Origin of the sequence: Flavobacterium johnsoniae, assembly GCF_030388325.1 — a bacterium.
In the GTDB taxonomy this organism is placed as follows: domain Bacteria; phylum Bacteroidota; class Bacteroidia; order Flavobacteriales; family Flavobacteriaceae; genus Flavobacterium; species Flavobacterium johnsoniae_C.
Window position 1 is genome coordinate 3,119,887 of sequence record NZ_CP103794.1, and the last position, 20,550, is coordinate 3,140,436.

Annotated in this window: 13 protein-coding genes and 1 pseudogene; 10 read left to right on the forward strand and 4 right to left on the reverse strand. The window is 33.3% G+C overall.

From position 1 onward, the window contains the following. Positions 1 to 203: 203 nt before the first annotated feature. From NYQ10_RS13600 to NYQ10_RS13620, 5 genes are read left to right on the forward strand one after another with little or no spacing between them, the layout of a single operon-like run. Entirely contained in the window at positions 204 to 1,424 is a 1,221-nt protein-coding gene (locus tag NYQ10_RS13600; RefSeq protein WP_289876873.1) for a hybrid sensor histidine kinase/response regulator, read from the forward strand. A gap of 16 nt (positions 1,425 to 1,440) precedes the next feature. Further along, complete coding sequence (locus NYQ10_RS13605; RefSeq protein ID WP_289876875.1) at positions 1,441 to 5,004, forward strand: response regulator; 3,564 nt, start codon at positions 1,441 to 1,443, stop codon at positions 5,002 to 5,004. A 17-nt stretch (positions 5,005 to 5,021) separates the two neighbouring features. Continuing rightward, entirely contained in the window at positions 5,022 to 5,387 is a 366-nt protein-coding gene (locus tag NYQ10_RS13610; protein ID WP_289876876.1) for a response regulator, read from the forward strand. A 7-nt stretch (positions 5,388 to 5,394) separates the two neighbouring features. Then, positions 5,395 to 6,207, forward strand: a complete 813-nt coding sequence (locus NYQ10_RS13615) for a CheR family methyltransferase (RefSeq protein WP_289876877.1) — start codon at positions 5,395 to 5,397, stop codon at positions 6,205 to 6,207. Further along, positions 6,186 to 6,782, forward strand: a complete 597-nt coding sequence (locus NYQ10_RS13620; RefSeq protein WP_289876879.1) for a chemotaxis protein CheB — start codon at positions 6,186 to 6,188, stop codon at positions 6,780 to 6,782. The genes NYQ10_RS13615 and NYQ10_RS13620 overlap by 22 nt, the downstream gene beginning before the upstream one ends. Before the next feature lie 303 nt (positions 6,783 to 7,085). Here NYQ10_RS13620 and NYQ10_RS13625 read toward each other — a convergent pair whose 3' ends face one another. Both NYQ10_RS13625 and NYQ10_RS13630 read right to left on the reverse strand, forming a co-directional pair. Then, complete coding sequence (locus NYQ10_RS13625) at positions 7,086 to 7,847, reverse strand: porin family protein (RefSeq protein ID WP_289876881.1); 762 nt, start codon at positions 7,845 to 7,847, stop codon at positions 7,086 to 7,088. Between the two features lie 9 nt (positions 7,848 to 7,856). Further along, the gene (locus NYQ10_RS13630; RefSeq protein ID WP_289876883.1) at positions 7,857 to 8,978 is read right to left on the reverse strand and encodes a hypothetical protein; all 1,122 of its coding nucleotides are present in this window, start codon (positions 8,976 to 8,978) and stop codon (positions 7,857 to 7,859) included. A 301-nt stretch (positions 8,979 to 9,279) separates the two neighbouring features. Here NYQ10_RS13630 and NYQ10_RS13635 point away from each other — a divergent pair, with 301 nt between their 5' ends. From NYQ10_RS13635 to NYQ10_RS13650, 4 genes and pseudogenes are all read left to right on the forward strand, one after another. Beyond that, a complete protein-coding gene (locus NYQ10_RS13635; RefSeq protein WP_289876885.1) occupies positions 9,280 to 9,603 on the forward strand; it encodes a DUF6660 family protein in 324 nt (107 codons plus the stop codon). Between the two features lie 107 nt (positions 9,604 to 9,710). Then, positions 9,711 to 14,123: pseudogene (locus NYQ10_RS13640) on the forward strand (CusA/CzcA family heavy metal efflux RND transporter). A 2-nt stretch (positions 14,124 to 14,125) separates the two neighbouring features. After that, positions 14,126 to 15,391 carry an efflux RND transporter periplasmic adaptor subunit gene (locus tag NYQ10_RS13645; protein ID WP_289876886.1) on the forward strand — a complete coding sequence of 422 codons (1,266 nt, stop codon included), beginning with the start codon at positions 14,126 to 14,128 and terminating at the stop codon, positions 15,389 to 15,391. A gap of 307 nt (positions 15,392 to 15,698) precedes the next feature. Next, a complete protein-coding gene (locus NYQ10_RS13650; protein ID WP_289876888.1) occupies positions 15,699 to 17,705 on the forward strand; it encodes a heavy metal translocating P-type ATPase in 2,007 nt (668 codons plus the stop codon). Between the two features lie 55 nt (positions 17,706 to 17,760). Here the strand turns inward: NYQ10_RS13650 and NYQ10_RS13655 are convergent, their stop codons facing one another. Next, positions 17,761 to 18,411 carry a VOC family protein gene (locus tag NYQ10_RS13655; RefSeq protein WP_289876889.1) on the reverse strand — a complete coding sequence of 217 codons (651 nt, stop codon included), beginning with the start codon at positions 18,409 to 18,411 and terminating at the stop codon, positions 17,761 to 17,763. Between the two features lie 236 nt (positions 18,412 to 18,647). Between NYQ10_RS13655 and NYQ10_RS13660 the strand changes: the two genes are divergently transcribed. After that, on the forward strand, positions 18,648 to 19,172 hold the full coding sequence (locus NYQ10_RS13660; RefSeq protein WP_289876891.1) for a hypothetical protein: 525 nt from the start codon (positions 18,648 to 18,650) through the stop codon (positions 19,170 to 19,172). An 86-nt stretch (positions 19,173 to 19,258) separates the two neighbouring features. On the opposite strand, the gene NYQ10_RS13665 is transcribed toward NYQ10_RS13660, so the two are convergent. Then, a complete protein-coding gene (locus NYQ10_RS13665; RefSeq protein ID WP_289876892.1) occupies positions 19,259 to 20,401 on the reverse strand; it encodes a cytochrome-c peroxidase in 1,143 nt (380 codons plus the stop codon). Between the last annotated feature and the right edge of the window lie 149 nt (positions 20,402 to 20,550).

Here is a 20,550-nt window from a genome sequence, read left to right on the forward strand (position 1 = left end):
CTTTCAAAATAACCATCTAAAAAGTGGGAATTCTGTAACTATTTTCGATTTAGATAAAAAACCGAGTAGTTATTTTTTTATACATTTGAGATTTTCCATATCATTTTTAATGGTCTAATTTGAGATTAATTAAAAAAATAAGAAAAATTTTACATTCATTTTAAAATTATCATTTTGATTTACAACCGATTTAGTTTCCAGACATGGTATTAATTGTAGACGATATAAGGGCCAATATTATTGCCTTAAAGAAAACATTAGAGCTGCATAATATCGATGTCGATAGTGCCGAATCTGGTGAAGAAGCGCTGAAAAAGATTTTAAAAACTGATTATTGCTTGATAATCATGGACGTTCAAATGCCAGGACTTGATGGATTTGAAGTTGTAAAAATCCTTTCTGGAAATCAGCGTACAAAAGATATTCCTGTTATATTTCTTTCGGCTTTAAATACCGAGAAAAAATACATTTTTAAAGGTTACGAAACGGGTGCTGTAGAATATATTACAAAACCGGTTGATTCTGATTTATTGATTTTAAAAGTCAAAACTTTTATTAAAATCTACGAACAGCAAAACGAATTAAAAGTGATGAAAGATCTTCTTTCTAAGGAAATAAAAATTAGAAAAGAAGCACAGGATAATCTTGAAATTAAAATTGCAGAAAGAACCAAAGAATTGGTTCAAAAAAATGAAGAATTAGAACTTAGAAATCACGAATTACAGCAATTTTCTTGGGTTGTTTCGCACGATTTAAATGAACCTATTCGGAAGATTCAGATTTTTATTAAAATAATAAAAGATCTATACCTAAAAACAGATGACAAAGCGATAGATTATGTAGATCGTACAATAAAATCTGCAGAAAGAATGCAGACTTTAATTACCGATCTTTTGGCTTATTCTAGACTTTCGGCTCAAGTTAAACCTGAAAAAACAGACTTAAATGAGGTTTTGCAAGAAGTTCTTTCTGATTTTGATTATTTAATTGAAAGCAAAAATGCGACAATAAAAACCAATGAACTTCCAACCGTAGACAGTATTCCAAGTCAATTGCGTCAAGTTTTTCAGAATCTAATTGGAAATGCGCTTAAGTTTTCGGGAACTGAAAATAAACCCGAAATAGAAATCACTTCAGAAATAATTGCAGACAAATCTATCGATAGTCCGACATCGCCAGAAGGGCAATTCTGCCGAATTACAGTAAAAGATAACGGAATTGGTTTTGACGAAAAATATCTAGACCGAATTTTTATTATCTTTCAGAGCTTAAATGATCGCCAAACCTACGAAGGAACAGGAATCGGACTTGCAATTGCAAAAAAAATAATAGATAAACATAATGGTTTAATTACCGCTAAAAGTGAAGTAGGAAAGGGCGCAAGCTTTATTATCATACTTCCGTTAAAATACAAATCAAAATAATTTAGACTTATAATTTATGAATGGTAATTTTAAAAGAAATTTACTAATTAGTTCTCTGGTTTCACTATTTGTACTGACCATTAGTTCTGTTGCTTCCTTTATTAGCATCAAAAGTTTATTAAGCAGTAATTATTGGGTAAATCATACTCAAGATGTTATTTACAATCTTAATGAAGGTTCGGCAATTATTACGGAAGCGCAAACAAGTATGCGAGGTTATCTACTTACTGGAGATGAACAATTTGTAGACCGTTTTAATGATTCTGAAACAAAATCAAATAATTATTTTGATAAATTGGATGAACTTACATCCGATAATCCTTCTCAACAAAAAATGCTAGACGAACTAAGATCTAAGCGATCTGGTTTCTTTAAATACCTCAATAATCAAATCGTAAAAAAGCGTTTAAGCAAAGAAACGCTGATTTTTGATTTGAATGAAGGTCGAAACATGATGAATGAAATAAAAACAATCATCAAAAAAGTAGAAAGTACAGAACAAAAACTTCTTGAAGAACGTAACGCCAATTCGGAACGTTATGGAACTTATAGTTTGATTCTTATTGTTGTTGCCTTTTTCATTGCTTTTATTATATCGATTGTTTTCATGATCAGAATTCTGAAAGATTATAATGAAAGAGCATTATTACAGAGTGAACTTGAGAAAAAAGACAAAGATATTGCCGAAAGACTTGAGGTAATTAGTGGTATTGCAACTCAGATTTCTAAAGGAAACTACGACGTTCAGATCGATGATAGAAAAGCAGATACTTTAGGAGCATTAGGAGGTTCTATTCATGAAATGAAAGATTCTCTAAAAACTTCTTTCGACTTATTGTCTCAAAAAGAATGGCTTCAATCTGGTGTTGCTACTTTAAATGATAAAATGTTGGGAGAGAAAACAATTCAGAAATTATCTAAAGATGTAATCGAATTTTTATGCCAATACACAAACAGTAGCGCTGGTGTTTTATATGTTGTTGATGGAGAAGAAATAACTGTTTCTGGCGGATACAGCTATATTCCGAGTAAAAGCCGTGAAAGAATCAGAAAAGGCGAAGGCTTAATTGGGCAAGCAATTGTATCTGGAAAAATGCTGGAGTTAAAAAAACTTTCGCCAGATGATATCCAAATTAATTATGCTTTGGGCGAAATAAAACCAACTCATATTGTGGCACTTCCGTTAATGGATTATAAAATAGAAGGAGCTGTAGAATTAGCGAGTATTTACGGATTTTCTGTTTTGCAGTTGGAGTTTTTAAATATGGTTGCCAATAATATCGGAATCGCTTTAAAAGCAACTCAAAACCGTAAAAAAGTGATGGAGCTTTTAGAAGAAACCAAATCGCAATCTGAAGAACTTCAAGTTCAACACAGCGAATTGGAAGCTATAAATGCAGAATTAGAAGCTCAGACAGAAAAACTTCAAGCTTCGGAAGAAGAACTTCGCGTTCAGCAAGAAGAATTGGAACAAACCAACGAAGAACTTTCAGAAAGAAGTGTTTTATTGGAAGAAAAAAATACTGAAATTCAGAAAAAATCTGAAGCGTTAGAATTAAGCACGCGTTACAAATCGGAATTCTTGGCAAATATGTCACATGAATTAAGAACGCCTTTAAATTCAATCTTATTATTGAGCCGTTTATTGTCTGAAAACAATAACGAAACAATGAACAACGAAGAAATTGAATTTGCAAAAGTGATTCAGAGTTCAGGAAACAGTTTATTAGGATTAATTGATGAAATTTTGGATTTATCTAAAATTGAGGCTGGTAAAATGGAGCTGGAATTTTTAGATGTTTCGACCAAAGAAATTACTGATAATCTTTATAATTTATTCCACATCGTAGCAAAAGAGAAAGGAATAAACTTTGAAATTATTACCAAAGATGCACCAATTGTCATTAAAACAGATAAAATGCGTTTAGAGCAGATCTTGAAAAATCTGATTTCAAATGCTATAAAATTCACAGAAAAAGGAACGGTAAGTCTTGAAATTAAGACAGATCCGAACAATGATAAAATAATTTGCTTTGTTGTAAAAGATACAGGAATCGGAATTCCGTTAGAAAAACAACCTCTAATTTTCGAAGCTTTCCAACAAGCCGACGGTTCTACAAAACGTAAATACGGAGGAACAGGTTTAGGATTATCAATAAGCCGAGAATTGGCTAAATTACTTAGAGGAGAAATTACGCTTTACAGTAAAGTAAATGAAGGAAGTTCGTTTACATTATGCATTCCGGTTTTAGGATTGGCGATAAATAAAATTCTCGTAAACAAAATACAGCCAAAAGAAGTTGTTGAGGACGAAGAAACGCAAACGGAGGCAAGACCTAAATATATCAGCGAAGTTATTCCAAAAGAAATTGAAGACGACAGAGATTCAATTGAAGAAGGCGATAAAGTAATTCTGATTGTCGAAGATGATATTAATTTTGCTAAGTCATTGCTGGCTTTTACTCAGAAAAAAGGTTATAAAGGAGTTGTCGCGGTTAGAGGAGATTACGCTTTAAACTTTGCCTTGATTTATAAACCAATCGGAATTTTATTAGATATTGAATTACCAATAAAAAGCGGTTGGGAAGTTTTGGAAGAACTGAAAAATAATTCTAATACCAAACATATTTCGGTTCACATTATGTCTTCGCATAAATTGAAACAAGAAAGTTTGTTAAAAGGTGCGGTAGATTTCTTAGACAAACCTGTTGCTTTTGATAAGATTCCGGACGTTTTTATGCGTATTGAACACATCATTAATAAAGAATCTCAAAAGGTTTTAATTATTGAAGACAACCCAAAACACGCTAAAGCATTGGCTTATTTCTTAGAAACTTACAATATCAATTCTGAGATAAAAAGTGAAGTTTCAGAAGGATTATCTGTTTTAAGCAACAAAGATGTTGACTGTGTTATTTTAGACATGGGAATTCCAGACAAACAAGCTTACGAAATTTTAGATGGCGTAAAGAAAAGTCCAGGTTTAGAAAATCTTCCAGTAATTGTCTTTACAGGAAAAAGTCTTTCTATTAAAGAAGAATTGAAGATTAGAAAATATGCCGATTCTATTATCGTAAAAACAGCTCATTCGTACCAAAGAATGTTAGATGAAGTTTCACTTTTCCTTCATTTAGTAGAAGAGAAAAAAGAGGGTAAAACGAAGGAAATTCATAAAAAACTGAATTCATTAAATAATATTCTATTTGAGAAAAAAGTATTAATTGTTGATGATGACGTTCGAAATATTTATTCGCTTTCTAAAGCTTTAGAAGCCTTTAAAATGAATGTAATTACAGCATTTGACGGAAAAGAAGCTATTAAAATTTTGGATGAAAATCCAGATACAGATGTGGTATTGTTAGATATGATGATGCCAAATATGGATGGTTATGAAACGGCTGAAAAAATAAGAAGCAATCCTAAATTTCTTAACTTAGCAGTAATCGCCGTAACGGCAAAAGCAATGACGGGAGACCGCGAAAAATGTATAAAAGCGGGAGCTTCAGATTACATCACAAAACCTGTCGATGTAGATCAGCTTTTATCGTTATTACGAGTTTGGTTATATGATAAAATTTAACCTATAAAAAGCTGTAAATGAGAAAAAAAAGAGTGCTGATTGTAGATGATGATACAAGGAATATTTTTGCTTTAGTGAATACTTTAAAAGCGAAATCTTTTGACTGTTTGTCTTGTTTAAGTGCCGAAGAAGCGCTTAGAATATTAAAAGAAGACAACACAATTGATGCAGTTTTGATGGATATGATGATGCCAGAAATGGACGGATACGAAGCAATTCCGCTTATAAAAGCAATTCCATCGCAAGAATCTACCTTTGTAGTGGCTGTAACTGCACAAGCAATGACAGGAGATAAAGAAAAATGTTTAGAGGCTGGGGCAGATGCATACATCTCAAAACCAGTTGATGTTGATAAATTACTTCAGATTTTGGGGGAAATTTAAGTGAATTATGATTGAAGATATTGAGTTAGAAGCCCTAATTAATGATGTTTACGAATATTATGGTTTTGATTTTGGAAGTTATTCCAGAGCTTCACTAAAAAGACGTGTTAGCCGAGTTTATTATTTAGATGGATTTAAGCATTTTCATGAATTTCTTTCAAAGGTTCGCACAGATCCAGATTATTGCAAAAGAATGATTGACGAAATTACGGTCAATGTTACAGAAATGTTTCGCGATCCGTCTTTTTATACCGTACTTCGAAATGACATTCTTCCCTTATTAGGAACAAAACCTTTTATCAGAATTTGGCATGCAGGCTGTTCTACAGGCGAAGAAGTGTATTCGATGGCCATTATGCTTAAAGAATTAGGACTTCTGCATAAATCTATTTTGTATGCAACAGATATTAATGCGGCAGTTCTAGAAACGGCAAAAAGTGGTATTTTTCCACTTCGAATGATAAAAGATTACGCAGATAATTATCGTGATTCTGGCGGAAAACAAGATTTTTCAGATTATTATATTGCCAATTATGGTTTTGCAAAATTTAGCGAAGAGCTTTCAGAAAAGATGGTTTTTTCGCAGCACAATTTAGTTTCGGACAATTCTTTTAATGAGTTCGATTTGATTTTGTGTCGAAATGTTTTAATCTATTTTGATAATAATCTGCAAAAAAGAGTTGTTAATTTATTTGATGACAGTCTTTCTGTTCTAGGATTTCTAGCACTTGGAACAAAAGAAACTATAAAATATTCTATATCTCAAACTAAATACAAACAGTTTGAAAGAGAAAAAATATGGAGGAAAGTAAGAGAGTAATAAAAGATTGTAAAGTAGTCATAATTGGAGGTTCTGCGGGAAGTTTGCAAGCATTATTGCAAATTTTGCCTTTTATAGAAGATCCAATTTCTTTTGCTATTGTGATTGTTGTTCATAGAAAAAATTCTGACGAACAGACTTTGGAGGCTTTACTAGCTTTAAAAGCGAATGTTAAAGTAAAAGAAGTAGAAGACAAAGTTGCTGTAAAAGCAGGTTTTATTTATATCGCGCCATCTAATTATCATTTATTGTTTGAAAAAAACGAAACACTTTCATTGGATACTTCTGAAAAGATAAATTACAGCAGACCAAGTATTGATGTTTCGTTTGAATCTGCGGCAGAAATTTATGGCAGTAATCTAATCGGAATTTTACTTTCTGGTTCTAACTCAGACGGAACAGTCGGAATGAAAGCAATTCAAGCTGCTGGAGGAATCACGGTCGTTCAAAATCCGCTTTCTGCAGAAATGTCTTTTATGCCTAATAATGCGATTTTGCACACAAAACCAGATTATGTTTTAAGTACAGAAGAAATTTTAGATTTTATAAAGGGAATTAATAAGGAGATAGCTTAACAATATTTAAGGTTTAGAGGTTTGCATAACCTTCAACATGATATATGTCGCCCCTCTGGGACTTTACTTATAATTATGTAATTATGCTATAAATATTTAGCTTCTCCGAAGCTTTTTATATTTTGAGTGTAAAATAATTTAATATTAATGTTCTCCGAAACTTTTCCATTGGATGATTAATGATTATGTTTAAGTCCCAGAGGGACGAAATATTTATAGCAAATAATTATTAAAACCCATCAAAAGCTCCACCGGAGCGAAATATTATTATAAATGCTTTTTAATAATATCACAAAAAAAAAATTAATTTTTCTCATCTTCAGGTAAAATAACCTTATTCATTTCAGCATCTTTTTCGGCTCTTCTTTGTGCAGCTTTTCCTTTTCCAATAGGAATTCCGGCTGTTAGATATAAAGATCTGTTATATACATTTGGACCGTCTCCTTTCATTACAGGAACCAATCCGTAGTAATATTGAATGGTAATATTCAATCCGTTGCCCACATTCATGTGATAACCAGTACCTAATGCGATTCCAGCATCAATTACACGAATCTCATCTCTGATTTTTTTCTTGTAAGTAACATCGTTTTTATTAACCTCATTTGTAAATTCATCAAAAGCCGATGCAAGAAGTCCGAGTTGTGGTCCAGCTTTAACGTAAATCCTATTTTTAAATTGATATTTAATCAAAATAGGAACATTAAAATAACGAATTTCACGATTAACAGTTCCGCCTTCAAATGTATTGTCTAAGTTAACATCGTCTAAAGAATAAACAGGAATATGTCTGGCTCCCATTGGCGATTTAACTATTACGCCAGTATTAATCATCCAAGCGGGATTTTTTTTAGATCGAACATCAAAATAAAAACCAAGATTAAAACCAGGATTCATTCCAGAACTTTCAAGGTTCGAAATATCAGAAAGATTGATACCGCCTTCTAGTCCAAATTCCAGAAAAGGCGAATTAAGTTTATCTCCAAAAATTAGCGATATTAAAACCTGCGATTTCGCCTCATTTATAGAAAAGAAAACGAGGAGTATCAATAAACTCTTTTTCATAATCAGAAATTAAAGTCCAAAACGATATTGAATTCCTCCTAAAGCTTGTGTACGACTTCCTAGAAAACCTGCTTCAACTCTAAACATAAGATGTTTATTTAATTGATATTGAGAGCCTACAATAAAATTCCACATATCTTTAGGTCTTTTTTGAAGAGAATATTGCACAGACGATGAACCAGCAGTGCTAAGAGCGCCATCTAAAGTTGCTAGAATATTTCCAGCACTTTCTAATGCTCTGTTTGCTGTATTATGTTTGGCAACATTTACCGGATTTTTTTGTTCTACAGGAGTTAAACTATCCCACCAATTATCTACTTTAGTCTGGTTTTCTGTCACTTTTGCCAAGCCATCATCAACTTTTTGCTGAGCGTTGCTTAAATCAAGAAAATCAGACAAAGGAAGATTTCCATTGGTATCTCCCGAAATGTGAACTCTAAAACCTCCAACCCAAACTGCAATATTTTGTTCTGGTTTACGGAATTTGAATGTTTTTCCTAAACGTGGACCAAAAACATACGAAAAGGCTGGTTTATCAAGCGAACTGATATCCGTCCAAGCCATGTTCATATCCAAAGCCAACCATCCGCCGCCAATTCCAATTGTTGGCGTCATTCCAAGTCCGAATGTTGTAGCGTTAAAATTTGCTTTTGTACTGAAATGTGCAACTTGCGACCAATTATTGTCGGCATCTGGAACATAAATTCCGGCGTTAATTTTAGTTGAAGTATTGGCTTTACCTAAAATTCCATAAATATTTAAAAAGGGCAGAAGCCAAATGTCTGGGCGAATAGTTAATGCGCCAGCTTCTACATGAGATTTATCAAAACGTACAATTTCGTCTAGATTGTATTGCGGTCCATTATTAAAACCTACATTAAGATCATTAATGACAATTTCAGAATCTTGCCAAAAATAATTAATAGAAAGTCCTGCTGAATAAGGAAGTTTGTAACCTTTCTGAGCGACTTTTTGTCCCCAAATTGGCAAAGCGTAAGGATAATCGGCGACTTTGAGGCTGTCTTTAACCTCTTGATTTTTTTCTCCAACAACTTTATCTGTATAAACTTGTCCGAAGATTGAAATACTGCATAATAATAAAAGGGCTGATATTAGTTTTTTACATTTCATTTGTTTGTAGTGTTTTAAATTAATTAAACTGCTTAAATAAATGTGTACTAATGTATTCTGTGGAGGAATCTCGGCTTATCTTTCTTTTACTGGATTATAAAAAATGGGTATGAATTAATTTTTATGTGGTTAATTGTGTTAAAGTTAATTAAAAATTTTTAACATTTTACGTTTTTTTTGATAAACTAATATGCTAAGTTTTTGTAATTCAGTGTTTTTGTAATGTTTAAGTTAGTCTTAAGATGTCAGAAGTTTAAATTAAATTTATAATTCGTAAAAGAATAAATCCTATTTTTGTGATATGAAATGGATAGCAATTATACTGTCAGTTTATTTGATGGCACTTTCAAATATGCCTTGTGCAGATATGGAAGTGAATAGTGCTATGCATAAAACAGCCCAATTTTCTTCAGAAGAGAATCATTCACATGACAAAGAAAATGATTTGTGTTCGCCTTTCTGTGCTTGTAATTGCTGTGGTGTTCAAATTTTAAGTTATCAAACTCCGATAACTTTTGAATTTCCAAAAGCTTGCAATCCAATTTCAATTCAATTACCAAGTTATAATTCTGTTCTAGCTTCTAATTTCTACGGAAGCATTTGGCAACCGCCTCAGTTAGTATAATGAAATCCTTTCCGATAAGTCGGAATTTGGATTAGAGAAGTGTGGATTTTCCACAAAATAAAGATAGACAAGAGATTGTCTCATTTCTCATTTCATTATAATTTAAAATGTTAGATAAAATCATACAATTTAGTATAAAGAATAAGTTCATTATACTACTATTTACTTTGGTATTAATTGCCGTAGGAAGTTATTCCTTAAAAAAACTGCCATTAGATGCACTTCCTGATATTACCAATAATCAGGTGCAGATTATTACAACAGCTCCCACACTTGCCAGTCAAGAAGTGGAGCAGTTAATTACTTATCCTTTAGAACAAGCCGTAAAAACAGTTCCAGATGTGATAGAACTTCGAAGTATTTCTCGTTTCGGATTATCGGTTGTAACCGTTGTTTTTGAAGACGATGTTGATATTTATTGGGCGCGAGAACAAATTTTTCAACGGTTAAAACAAGCAGAAGAAAATATTCCCGAATACGTTGGATCTCCAGAATTAGCTCCGATCAGTACAGGTTTGGGAGAAATTTATCAATATGATGTTTACGCCAAAAAAGGTTATGAAAATAAATACAGCGCTGTCGATTTAAGAACCATTCAAGATTGGATCATTATTCCGCAATTGCAAGGAATTAAAGGCGTTGCCGATGTTAGTTCTTGGGGAGGAAAACTAAAGCAATACGAAATCGCCGTTAATCCAAACACGCTGAATAGTTTAGGAGTTACCATTACCGAAATCTTTGATGCTTTAGAAAAAAATAACCAAAATACGGGAGGAGCTTACATTGAAAAAGATCAATATGCGTATTTCATTCGTGGAGTCGGAATGGCAAAAGGAACGAAAGATTTAGGAAATGTTGTCGTTAAAAACAGAAATGGTTCACCAGTTTTAGTGCGCGATGTGGCTGAGGTTCGCGAAGGTGTTGCGTTACGTTACGGCGCTTCTACCAAAGACGGAAAAGGCGAAATTGTTTCTGGTTTGGTTTTAATGTTAAAAGGAGAAAATTCTAAAGCTGTTGTAGATCGAATTCACGAAAAAATGATTCAGATTAACAAAAGTCTTCCAGAAGGAGTTGTTGCAGAAGCTTTTATTGACCGAGGAAAATTGGTTGATAATGCCATCGGAACCGTGACTAAAAACTTATTAGAAGGAGCTTTAATTGTCATTTTTGTACTGATTCTGTTTTTAGGAAACCTTCGTGCAGGATTGATTGTAGCTTCGGTTATTCCGCTTGCAATGCTTTTTGCCATTATTTTAATGAATCTTTTTGGCGTAAGCGGAAACTTAATGAGTTTAGGCGCAATTGACTTCGGAATTATCGTAGACGGCGCTGTAATTATTGTAGAAGCAACAATGCATCATTTACAGAAATTCAAAGCAAAAAAAGAACTATCGCAAGAAGAAATGGATTTTGAAGTTTACAATTCGGCTTCAAAAATTAGAAATAGTGCGGCTTTTGGTGAAATTATAATCTTGATAGTGTATTTGCCGATTTTAGCCTTGATTGGAACCGAAGGAAAAATGTTTAAACCAATGGCAATGACAGTTGGTTTTGCCATTATTGGCGCTTTTATTTTGTCATTAACCTATGTTCCGATGATGAGTGCTTTGTTTTTATCTAAGAAAACAGAACACAAAGAAAACTTTAGCGACCGTATGATTTTATGGCTCGAAAACCTGTATATGCCTTTGCTGAAAAAAGCTTTAGAATTTAAAAAAGTTGTGCTTGCAATCGCCATCGGATTATTCGCCTTGAGCGTTATTGTTTTTCAAAATATGGGTGGCGAATTTATTCCAACAATCGAAGAAGGTGATTTAGCAATGAATGCCACAATTATGACTGGAAGTTCGCTGACGCAGACTATTGAAACCACGACTAAATACGAACAGATTTTAAAAGCAAAATTTCCCGAAATCAAAACGATTGTGAGCAAAATTGGAAGCGGTGAAATTCCGACAGATCCGATGCCAATTGAAAGCGGCGATTTGATTATTGTTTTGAAAGATAAAAAAGAATGGTCTGGAAAGTATCGCAATTGGGAAGATTTGGCAAATGCGATGAAAGAAGAAATGGAAGTAATTCCAGGAGCAAACATTGAGATTTCGCAACCGATTCAGATGCGTTTTAACGAATTAATGACAGGAAGCCGCTCAGATATTGCCATAAAAATATTTGGCGATGATTTAGAAATTCTAGACGCAAAAGCGACAGAGTTGATTTCTAAAATAAAAAGTATTGAAGGCGTTGGCGATTTAAAAGCCGATAAAGTCACAGGATTGCCTCAGATAACCATTAAATACGATTACAACAAAATCGCCTTATACGGATTGAATATTTCTGATATCAATCAGATTATTCGTTCTTCATTTGCAGGAGAAAGTGCCGGAAAAATTTATGAAGAAAGCAAACGATTTGATGTTGTAGTAAGAATGAACGAAGATAATCGTGCCGATATTACAGATGTTAGCAATTTGTTTATTCCGCTTCCAAACGGTCAGCAAGTGCCGCTTTCTCAAGTCGCTTCGGTGGAATATGAGCAAGGCCCTGTGCAGGTCATTCGCGAAGACGGAAAAAGAAGAATTACGGTTGGATTGAACGTTCGCGGGCGAGATATTCAAAGTGTTGTAGAGGAAATTCAACAGCGTTTAGATAAAAATTACAAACTTCCTTCTGGTTATTTTATCACTTACGGAGGACAATTTGAAAATTTAATCGAAGCGTCACAAAGACTTCTTGTGGCTTTGCCAGTTGCTTTAGGATTAATTTTAGTGCTTCTTTATTTTACTTTTAATAGTATAAAACAAGCAGTTCTAATTTTTACTGCGATTCCGCTTTCTGCAATGGGCGGAGTTTTAGCTTTAGTATTGAGAGGAATGCCATTTAGTATTTCGGCAGGAATTGGATTTATCGCGCTTTTCGGAATTGCCGTTTTAAACGGAATTGTTTTGATTTCCTATTTCAACCAACTAAAAACAGAAGGGATTACAGATCCGTTGCAGCGTGTTTATATCGGAACTAAAACCAGATTAAGACCCGTTTTAATGACTGCTGCCGTAGCTTCTTTAGGATTTTTGCCAATGGCTTTGTCTACAAGCGGCGGAGCAGAAGTGCAGAAACCCTTGGCAACTGTTGTTATTGGAGGTTTATTCTCGGCAACATTATTAACGCTAATCGTTTTGCCGATTTTGTATTTATTGCTGGAACGTGGATTTAAACGCAAAGAGCGCTAAGATTTACCAAAGCACACAAAGAAAAATTTAAAAGAAATCACAATGAATTTAATATATAAAATCAAAGCAATTTCCTTTGCGAACTTTGCGAAAAATCTTTCGCGAACTTTGCGTTTAATTGCGTTCCTTTTGATCACAATTGCTTCACAGGCCCAACAAAAAATATCTTTAGAAAAAGCAATAGAACTCGCCAAATCAAACAATATCGATTTAAAAATTGCTGACAAAGAAATAGAAAAACAAACTGTTCTTAAAAAAGCAGCTTTTCAGCCAGATCCGCTTCAGGTGCAATATCAGGGCGGACAGTTTAATAGCGTCGATTTTGATCATAATGTTTCGGTTCAGCAGTTTTTCCCGTTAGGAAATATTACAAAAGCGAATAGACAATTGCAGGAAGAATTGGCAAAATTGGCAGAAAAACGAAAAGCTTTATCTTCTTATGAAATTGAAAAAGCAGTGACTTTGGCGTATTATCAATATTTGTACGGAATTTCGATTCAGAAATTAAACTCAGAATTAAATGATATTTATACCAAATTTCTAAAGAATGCTGAACTCCGTTTTAAAACTGGAGAAAGCGGAAATATTGAAGTGATTAGCGCCAAAGCGAAAGTCAAAGAAATTGAAACACAAAAACAACAATTACAATACGATTTGGCTATTTACCAGAAACAGTTGCAGTTTTTTATTCAAACCAATGAAAATATTGTTCCTGATCAAAATACAGCATTGCAGTACACTTTTGTTGAGAATCAGCAAAACACAAAAGCAGAAAGTTTATTGACCGATTTTTACCAACAGCAAATTTCAGTTTATCAAAAAGAAGCCGGAACTTTTAAAGCTTTAAGAACGCCAAAAGTTGGTTTAGGTTATTTCGCGCAGACTATAAATACCGAATCTTTATTTCAAGGTTTTACGGCTGGATTACAAATTCCGTTGTTTGGAGGAGTCAATACAACGAAAGCAAGAGCGGCAGAAATTAGCATTTCGCAATCGCAATTGGCTTTAGATAAAAACAAAATGATTTTGAATCTGCAGAAAGAAGAATTGCGAAATAACTTCGAAAAACAGCAAAAAAACTTAGCGTATTTTCAAAATGAAGGTTCGCAATATGCCAATCAGATTATTGAGACTGCACAAAAAAGTTATGCCAGCGGCGATATGAGTTATTGGTCGTATATCAGTTTTTTAAATCAGGCAATTGATATTAAAAAACAATTTGCTGAGGCAACGCACAGTTATAATCAAAGTGCAATTGAACTTCAATTCCCAACTATAAAAAACAATTAATCATGAAAAATATATCTGAAAATAATTTAACCGCAAAGAACGCTAAGGCCACGCAAAGAGCGCAAAGTTCAATTTCCTTGCGTTCCTTGTGCTTTGTCTTTGCGTTCCTTGTGGTTACATTCACAAGCTGCAGTGAAAAGAAAACAGAAGAACCAAAAGAAGAAGAAAAATCGACAACAGAAGTTTCTTTAACTGAAACTCAATATAAAACAGTTGGTATTGAAACTGGATTTGTAGAAAACAGAAACCTTAATAAAATCATTAAAGCAAACGGATATACAACAGTTCCTCCGCAAAATTCTGCCGAAGTTTCTACCTTAATTGGCGGAACCGTAAAAGATATTTATGTTTTAGAAGGCACATTTGTAAACAAAGGAAAAGTTTTAGCAACGATTCAGAATCTGGAAGTAATTGAAATGCAGGAAGAATATCAGTCCGCAACGGCAAATGTGGAATATTTACAGTTAGAATACAATCGCCAGAAAACTTTGAGCGATGAAAATGTGAATCCGAGGAAAACATTTCAGGAGGTAAAAGCCAAATTAGCAGCTGAACGCGCACGTGCTCAAGCAGCAAAAAATAAATTGGATGCTTTGCATGTTTCTACTAAAGGAAGCTCGTCTTTGGTTCCCATTGTTGCGCCGATAAATGGTTATATTGGCAAAATTAATATTGCTAAAGGCGCTTTTGCAAATACGGGAGTTTCATTGTTTGAAGTAGTAGATAATAGTCAGATGCATTTGGATTTAAATGTTTATGAGAAAGATTTAGGTTCGATTTCCATAGGTCAGGTAATAGATTTTGTATTAACAAATCAGTCGAATAAATCGATTAAAGGAAAGATTTTCGGAATCAATAAATCTTTTTCTAATGAAAGTAAAACGGTTGCTGTTCATGCTAAAATTGAACCTGGAGATGCAAAAGATTTAATTCCAGGAATGTATGTTTCGGCTAATATCAACATAACAAATGCAACTGTTCCTGCACTGCCAAAGGACGCAGTTGTTAGAAATGCCGATAAGTATTTTGTGTTTGTGCAAGAAGACGAAAAAGTCGAACAAAAACACGATCATAAAGAAGGTGAAAAAGAAGAAATTCACGAACAGGAAGTCCATTTTAAAGCTGTAGAAGTAATTCCGGGAACAACAGATTTAGGCTTTACAGAAGTTAAGTTTGTAAATCAAATTTCGGCAAATGCTAAAATTGTGACAAAAGGCGCATTTTATCTGCTTTCGGCAATGAAAGGTGGAGGAGAGCATGAGCATTGATTTTTTGAAGGTTCTGAGGAGCTGAGTTCTAAGGGACTGAGATTTTTTCTTAAAGATATAAAGCACTATTTGTCATTTCGACGAAGGAGAAATCTCCGCGAGAAACTCCACAAAGATTGGATTTTAGGAAAGGAGCTACTTGTGAAGATTTCTCCTTCGTCGAAATGACATAAAATGAGAAAAAACTTTGCGACTTAGTGCTTTGCAATAATAGACTTTACCACAAAATGCTTAAATTTAGAGCATTATTTAAACAATAACTTCAGGTATTTGAAACTTTAAAACCTGAAACCTGAAACAAATAATAATGATACATCAAGATAAAGAAGTAAAGAATACAAAAAATAAAGCAAAACCTTCCTGCTGTTGTTCGCACGACGAACCTGTACATTCAGAAAATGACGGGCATGATCACGGACACGAAGGTCACGATCACGAACATAACGTTGAAGGGAATTTGTTTAAAATGTTTCTTCCATCCATAATTTCCTTTATTTTATTAATTATCGGAATTGGTTTTGACAACTATTTTCCGCAAGATTGGTTTACTGGATTTATTAGAATTGCTTGGTATGTAATTGCTTATCTTCCAGTTGGAATTCCTGTTTTAAGAGAAGCTTATGAAAGCATTGTAAAAGGCGATGTTTTCTCCGAATTTTTTCTGATGTGTATTGCTACAATCGGCGCATTTGCAATTGGCGAATATCCAGAAGGAGTTGCTGTTATGCTGTTTTATACGATTGGAGAAACTTTTCAAGGAATGGCAGTTAGCAAAGCAAAATCGAGTATTAAAAGCCTTTTAGATCAGCGTCCAGATGAAGTGAATATTCTTGAAAATAATGTTGCTACAAAAGTAAAAGCCAAGGATGTTCAGATTGGTGCCATTATTCAGCTAAAAGCGGGAGAAAAACTAGGTTTAGATGGCGAATTATTGTCAGATTCGGCTTCATTTAATACTGCAGCTTTAACGGGAGAAAGTAAACCAGATACTAAAAAGAAAGGAGAAACCGTTCTGGCAGGAATGATAAACGGAAATACTATTGCAGAAGTAAAAGTCACAACTGCTTACAATGACAGTAAATTGTCTAAGATTCTAGAATTAGTTCAAAACGCGACAACTAAAAAAGCTCCAGCAGAATTATTCATTAGAAAGTTTGCTAAAATCTACACGCCGATTGTGGTGTATTTAGCAATAGCCATTTGTTTGCTTCCGATGCTTTTTGTAGACAATTATGTTTTTTCAGATTGGTTGTACAGAGCTTTGGTTTTCTTGGTTATATCGTGTCCGTGCGCTTTGGTTATCAGTATTCCGTTGGGGTATTTTGGCGGAATTGGTGCAGCGAGCAAAAACGGAATTCTTTTTAAAGGAAGTAATTTCTTAGACAGTATTTCTACCATTCAGAATGTTGTGGTAGACAAAACGGGAACGATGACCGAAGGCGTTTTTAAAGTTCAAGAAGTCATTATAAAACCAGAATTCGATAAAGAAGAAATCTTGAAATTGGTAAATGTTTTAGAAAGTCGAAGCACACATCCTGTTGCAACGGCGATTCATAATTTTGTTGGAAAAATTGATTCTTCAATTGAATTGAAAGAGATTGAAGAAATTTCTGGACACGGATTAAAAGCTTTTTTTAACGGAAAAGAATTATTTGTGGGGAATTTCAAATTGCTTGATAAGTTTAATATTTCGTATGATATCGATCCTTCTTCAATCGTTTACACCACAATTGCAATTGCTTACGAAGGCAAATTTGCGGGTTATTTAACAATTGCCGATGAAATAAAAGAAGATGCCAAAGAAACCGTTTCGAAATTAAAATCTCTTGGAGTAAAATTAACGATGTTGAGCGGCGATAAAACGAATGTTGTTCAATTTGTTGCAGATAAACTCGGAATTGCAAATGCTTTTGGAGATTTGCTTCCAGAGGATAAAGTGAATAAAGTAAACGAAATTAAAGCTAAAAACGAAACCATCGCTTTTGTTGGAGATGGCGTAAATGACGCGCCCGTAATTGCTTTAAGTACAGTTGGAATTGCGATGGGAGGTTTAGGAAGCGACGCCGCAATTGAAACCGCCGATGTTGTCATTCAAGATGATAAACCGAGTAAAATTGCAATGGCAATTAATATCGGAAAACAAACAAAAAAAATTGTCTGGCAGAATATTACACTAGCTTTTGTCGTAAAAGCTTTTGTCTTGATTCTTGGCGCTGGCGGACTTGCTACCATGTGGGAAGCAGTTTTTGCTGATGTTGGTGTAGCGTTGTTGGCGATTTTAAATGCGGTTAGAATTCAGAAGATGCAGTTTTAATTCGCAGAAAATAATAAACCCCAATTCAAATAAATGGATTGGGGTTTTAATTTATTTAAAACTGCAAATCAGTAAATATTCCATTGTTTTCTAATCGAACTTCGGTTTTGTTTTTTTCAGAAGGTGTTTGCGTCGGATACCAATTTCGATTTGGTTTTACAATAATCAATAAACCTTCATCGTTGCCAATTGCGGCAAAAGCTTCCGTATTTGTGTTCTTAGAAAAGAAGTTTAAGCCGTATTTTTCTATTAGTTTATTTCCTAATTCTAATGGATTTTCATTTACAATGCCGATTTCGCTGATGTTTAAAATAGATTTAGAATTGAATTCTGTTGTTTGTGAATTATTAATATCGTGTCTGGCGATAAATTCTAATAAATTTCCGTTGTTATCATAAAAATAAACAGCTTGGGCATTCCAGTTCTCAAAATTGGTAATAACATTTTGATCTTCGATAAGAATCAAATCTACTTTGTTTTTACACCATTTAATTGCTTCGTCTAGTTTATTTTCTGGAATATTAAAAGCAAAATGATAAATAGATTTGAAACTCGAATTTTCAACGAATTTTAAAATGGAGTTTCCTGCTTGAATACTAACTGAATTTTCGTTTTTTCTTATAATTGAAAGTTCTAAAACATCTTGATAATAAGCAGTTGTTTTTAAAATATTATTTGTTTGGATTTGGATGTGTTCTAACTTCATGATATTAATTTTGTTAGAGAAATATTATTTTACAAATTTAAATAATCATTGCTTTTTGCGGTTTGGAGAATGATTCTATACTTCAATGAAAGGATAGTTAATTGCTATTAAATATATATTTAATTTACCTTATTTTGATAGATATTCAACTTTTATAGACACTAAGATGTTCTTAATTACCATAGTTTTGTAATTAAATTTATTGAATATATTGTGTATATAAATTTAAGAGATAAATGATATTAAGAAAGCAAATAGAACCTCAATTTGATATTGCTGAAAAACATTATCCAGAAGTATTAAAACTAATTTTGGATTATACGGCGTTTTGTGATGAAAACGGGGATGAAGAATTTTTTGAATACAAAAAGCTTGAAGAAAAACTTCATGTTTTAACTGAAAAAGATATTGTTAAATTTAATCTTATAGAATGGTGGGAAGAAGATGGAGTCGAAAATCTTGCATTTGATATTTCTTTACCTGAACCGGAAAAAGTGGATAATTTGACTAGAGAAGAATTGTACGAAATTGTTCAACGTATCAAAACTTTTGATGAAATTAATTATGATAATGTAGATTTTATTTCAACCTTTTATATAAATGTAATTTCTGCAAATGGTTATTTTATAAAATTCTTGGAAAAAAACTTTAAACAATATAATTATAAATTGTTTCAAAGAAATAAAGATAAAAAAGGCAATTATTTTGAATATTCTATTGAGGAAATTGTACAGATTCTTTGGAATAATGGTAATATTTAATAATCAAATAAAAAGCCCTCTTCAAAACGAAAAGGACTTTTAAGATTTGCAAATACTTGGGGCAAAATACAAATCATTTAACTAAATTATTTAGGCATTTCTGGAATTATAATTCTTCTTGTCGGAGTGCTTAAAGTCTCAATAAATGCCAATAAATCGCTGATTTCTTCTTTATTTAAATCTAATTTTCTCAGCATTGGATCTGATTTTGGTATCAAAGAATCTCTTGGTGTTCCTAAGTATTTCTTTTGAACAGGAGAAGGATTTCCTAAATTGTATAATTCGACAACATCCAATAAACTCAGAAAATGTCCGTGATGCATCCAAGGTTTTGTATTTACGACTTCGCGAAGTGTCGGAGTTCTGAACTTTCCAATATCTTTTACATCTTTAGTCACATTATAACGTCCGAAATCTTCGTTTTTTGTTCCGAATAAAGTCTGTCCGTCGTTATGAAACTGATTGTCGCTAAAATAAGGTGTATTATGGCAATTAATGCATTGTGCTTTCGTTCTAAACAAATGCATTCCTTTCACTTGCTGATCGGTATAAATATCTGATTTTCCGCTTATAAACTGGTCAAATTTACTTTTCGGACTATTTATTGATCTTTCGAAAGTCGCAATTGCATATTGAATGCGTTCTAAAGTCACTTTTTTATCTCCAAATGCAGCGGTAAAGAGCGAATTATAACCTTTTATTTTAGCAATTTTATTAACGGCAATCGTCAGCTTTTCATTCATTTCTAAAGGATCAGAAACTGGAAATTGTGCTTGATCTTCTAAACTTGAAGCGCGTCCGTCCCAAAATAGCGAAGTGGCATACGCCGAATTTAAAATCGTCATCGAATTTCGTTTTCCAGTCTGGCGGTCATGTCCAAAAGAACGCGTTAAATTATCTGTCCAACCCAGTTCTGGATTGTGACAAGAAGCACAAGCAATTTGTCCGCTTCGTGATAATCTCGGATCGAAAAACAAAATCTTTCCCAAACTTTCTTTTTCCTTAGAATACGGATTATAAGCAGGATAAGGAACAGCAGGAAGCACACCAATATCCTGAAATTTAGTTTTATCGACATTTTCATGTAATTCAGCAGCAGGCCATTTCGAAGAATCTCCGCTAGAATACAGTTTTCGCAATTCCTGAATATCAATATAATCAGGATTTTCCACGCTTTTATAAGCCGTCAAGCAAAGCAGGAAAAGGAGAGGGAAGATTAGTTTTTTCAATTCTTTGTGTTTTTTTTGATTTGTTTTTTTTGTTTCAAGTTTCAGGTTTCAAGTTGCTGCAAAACGTTAAACCTGAAACTTGAAACTTGAAACCTTTTTTTCACGCCAAAAGCTTTGTCAAAGTTTTAAACTTTGACAAAGCTGAAGAC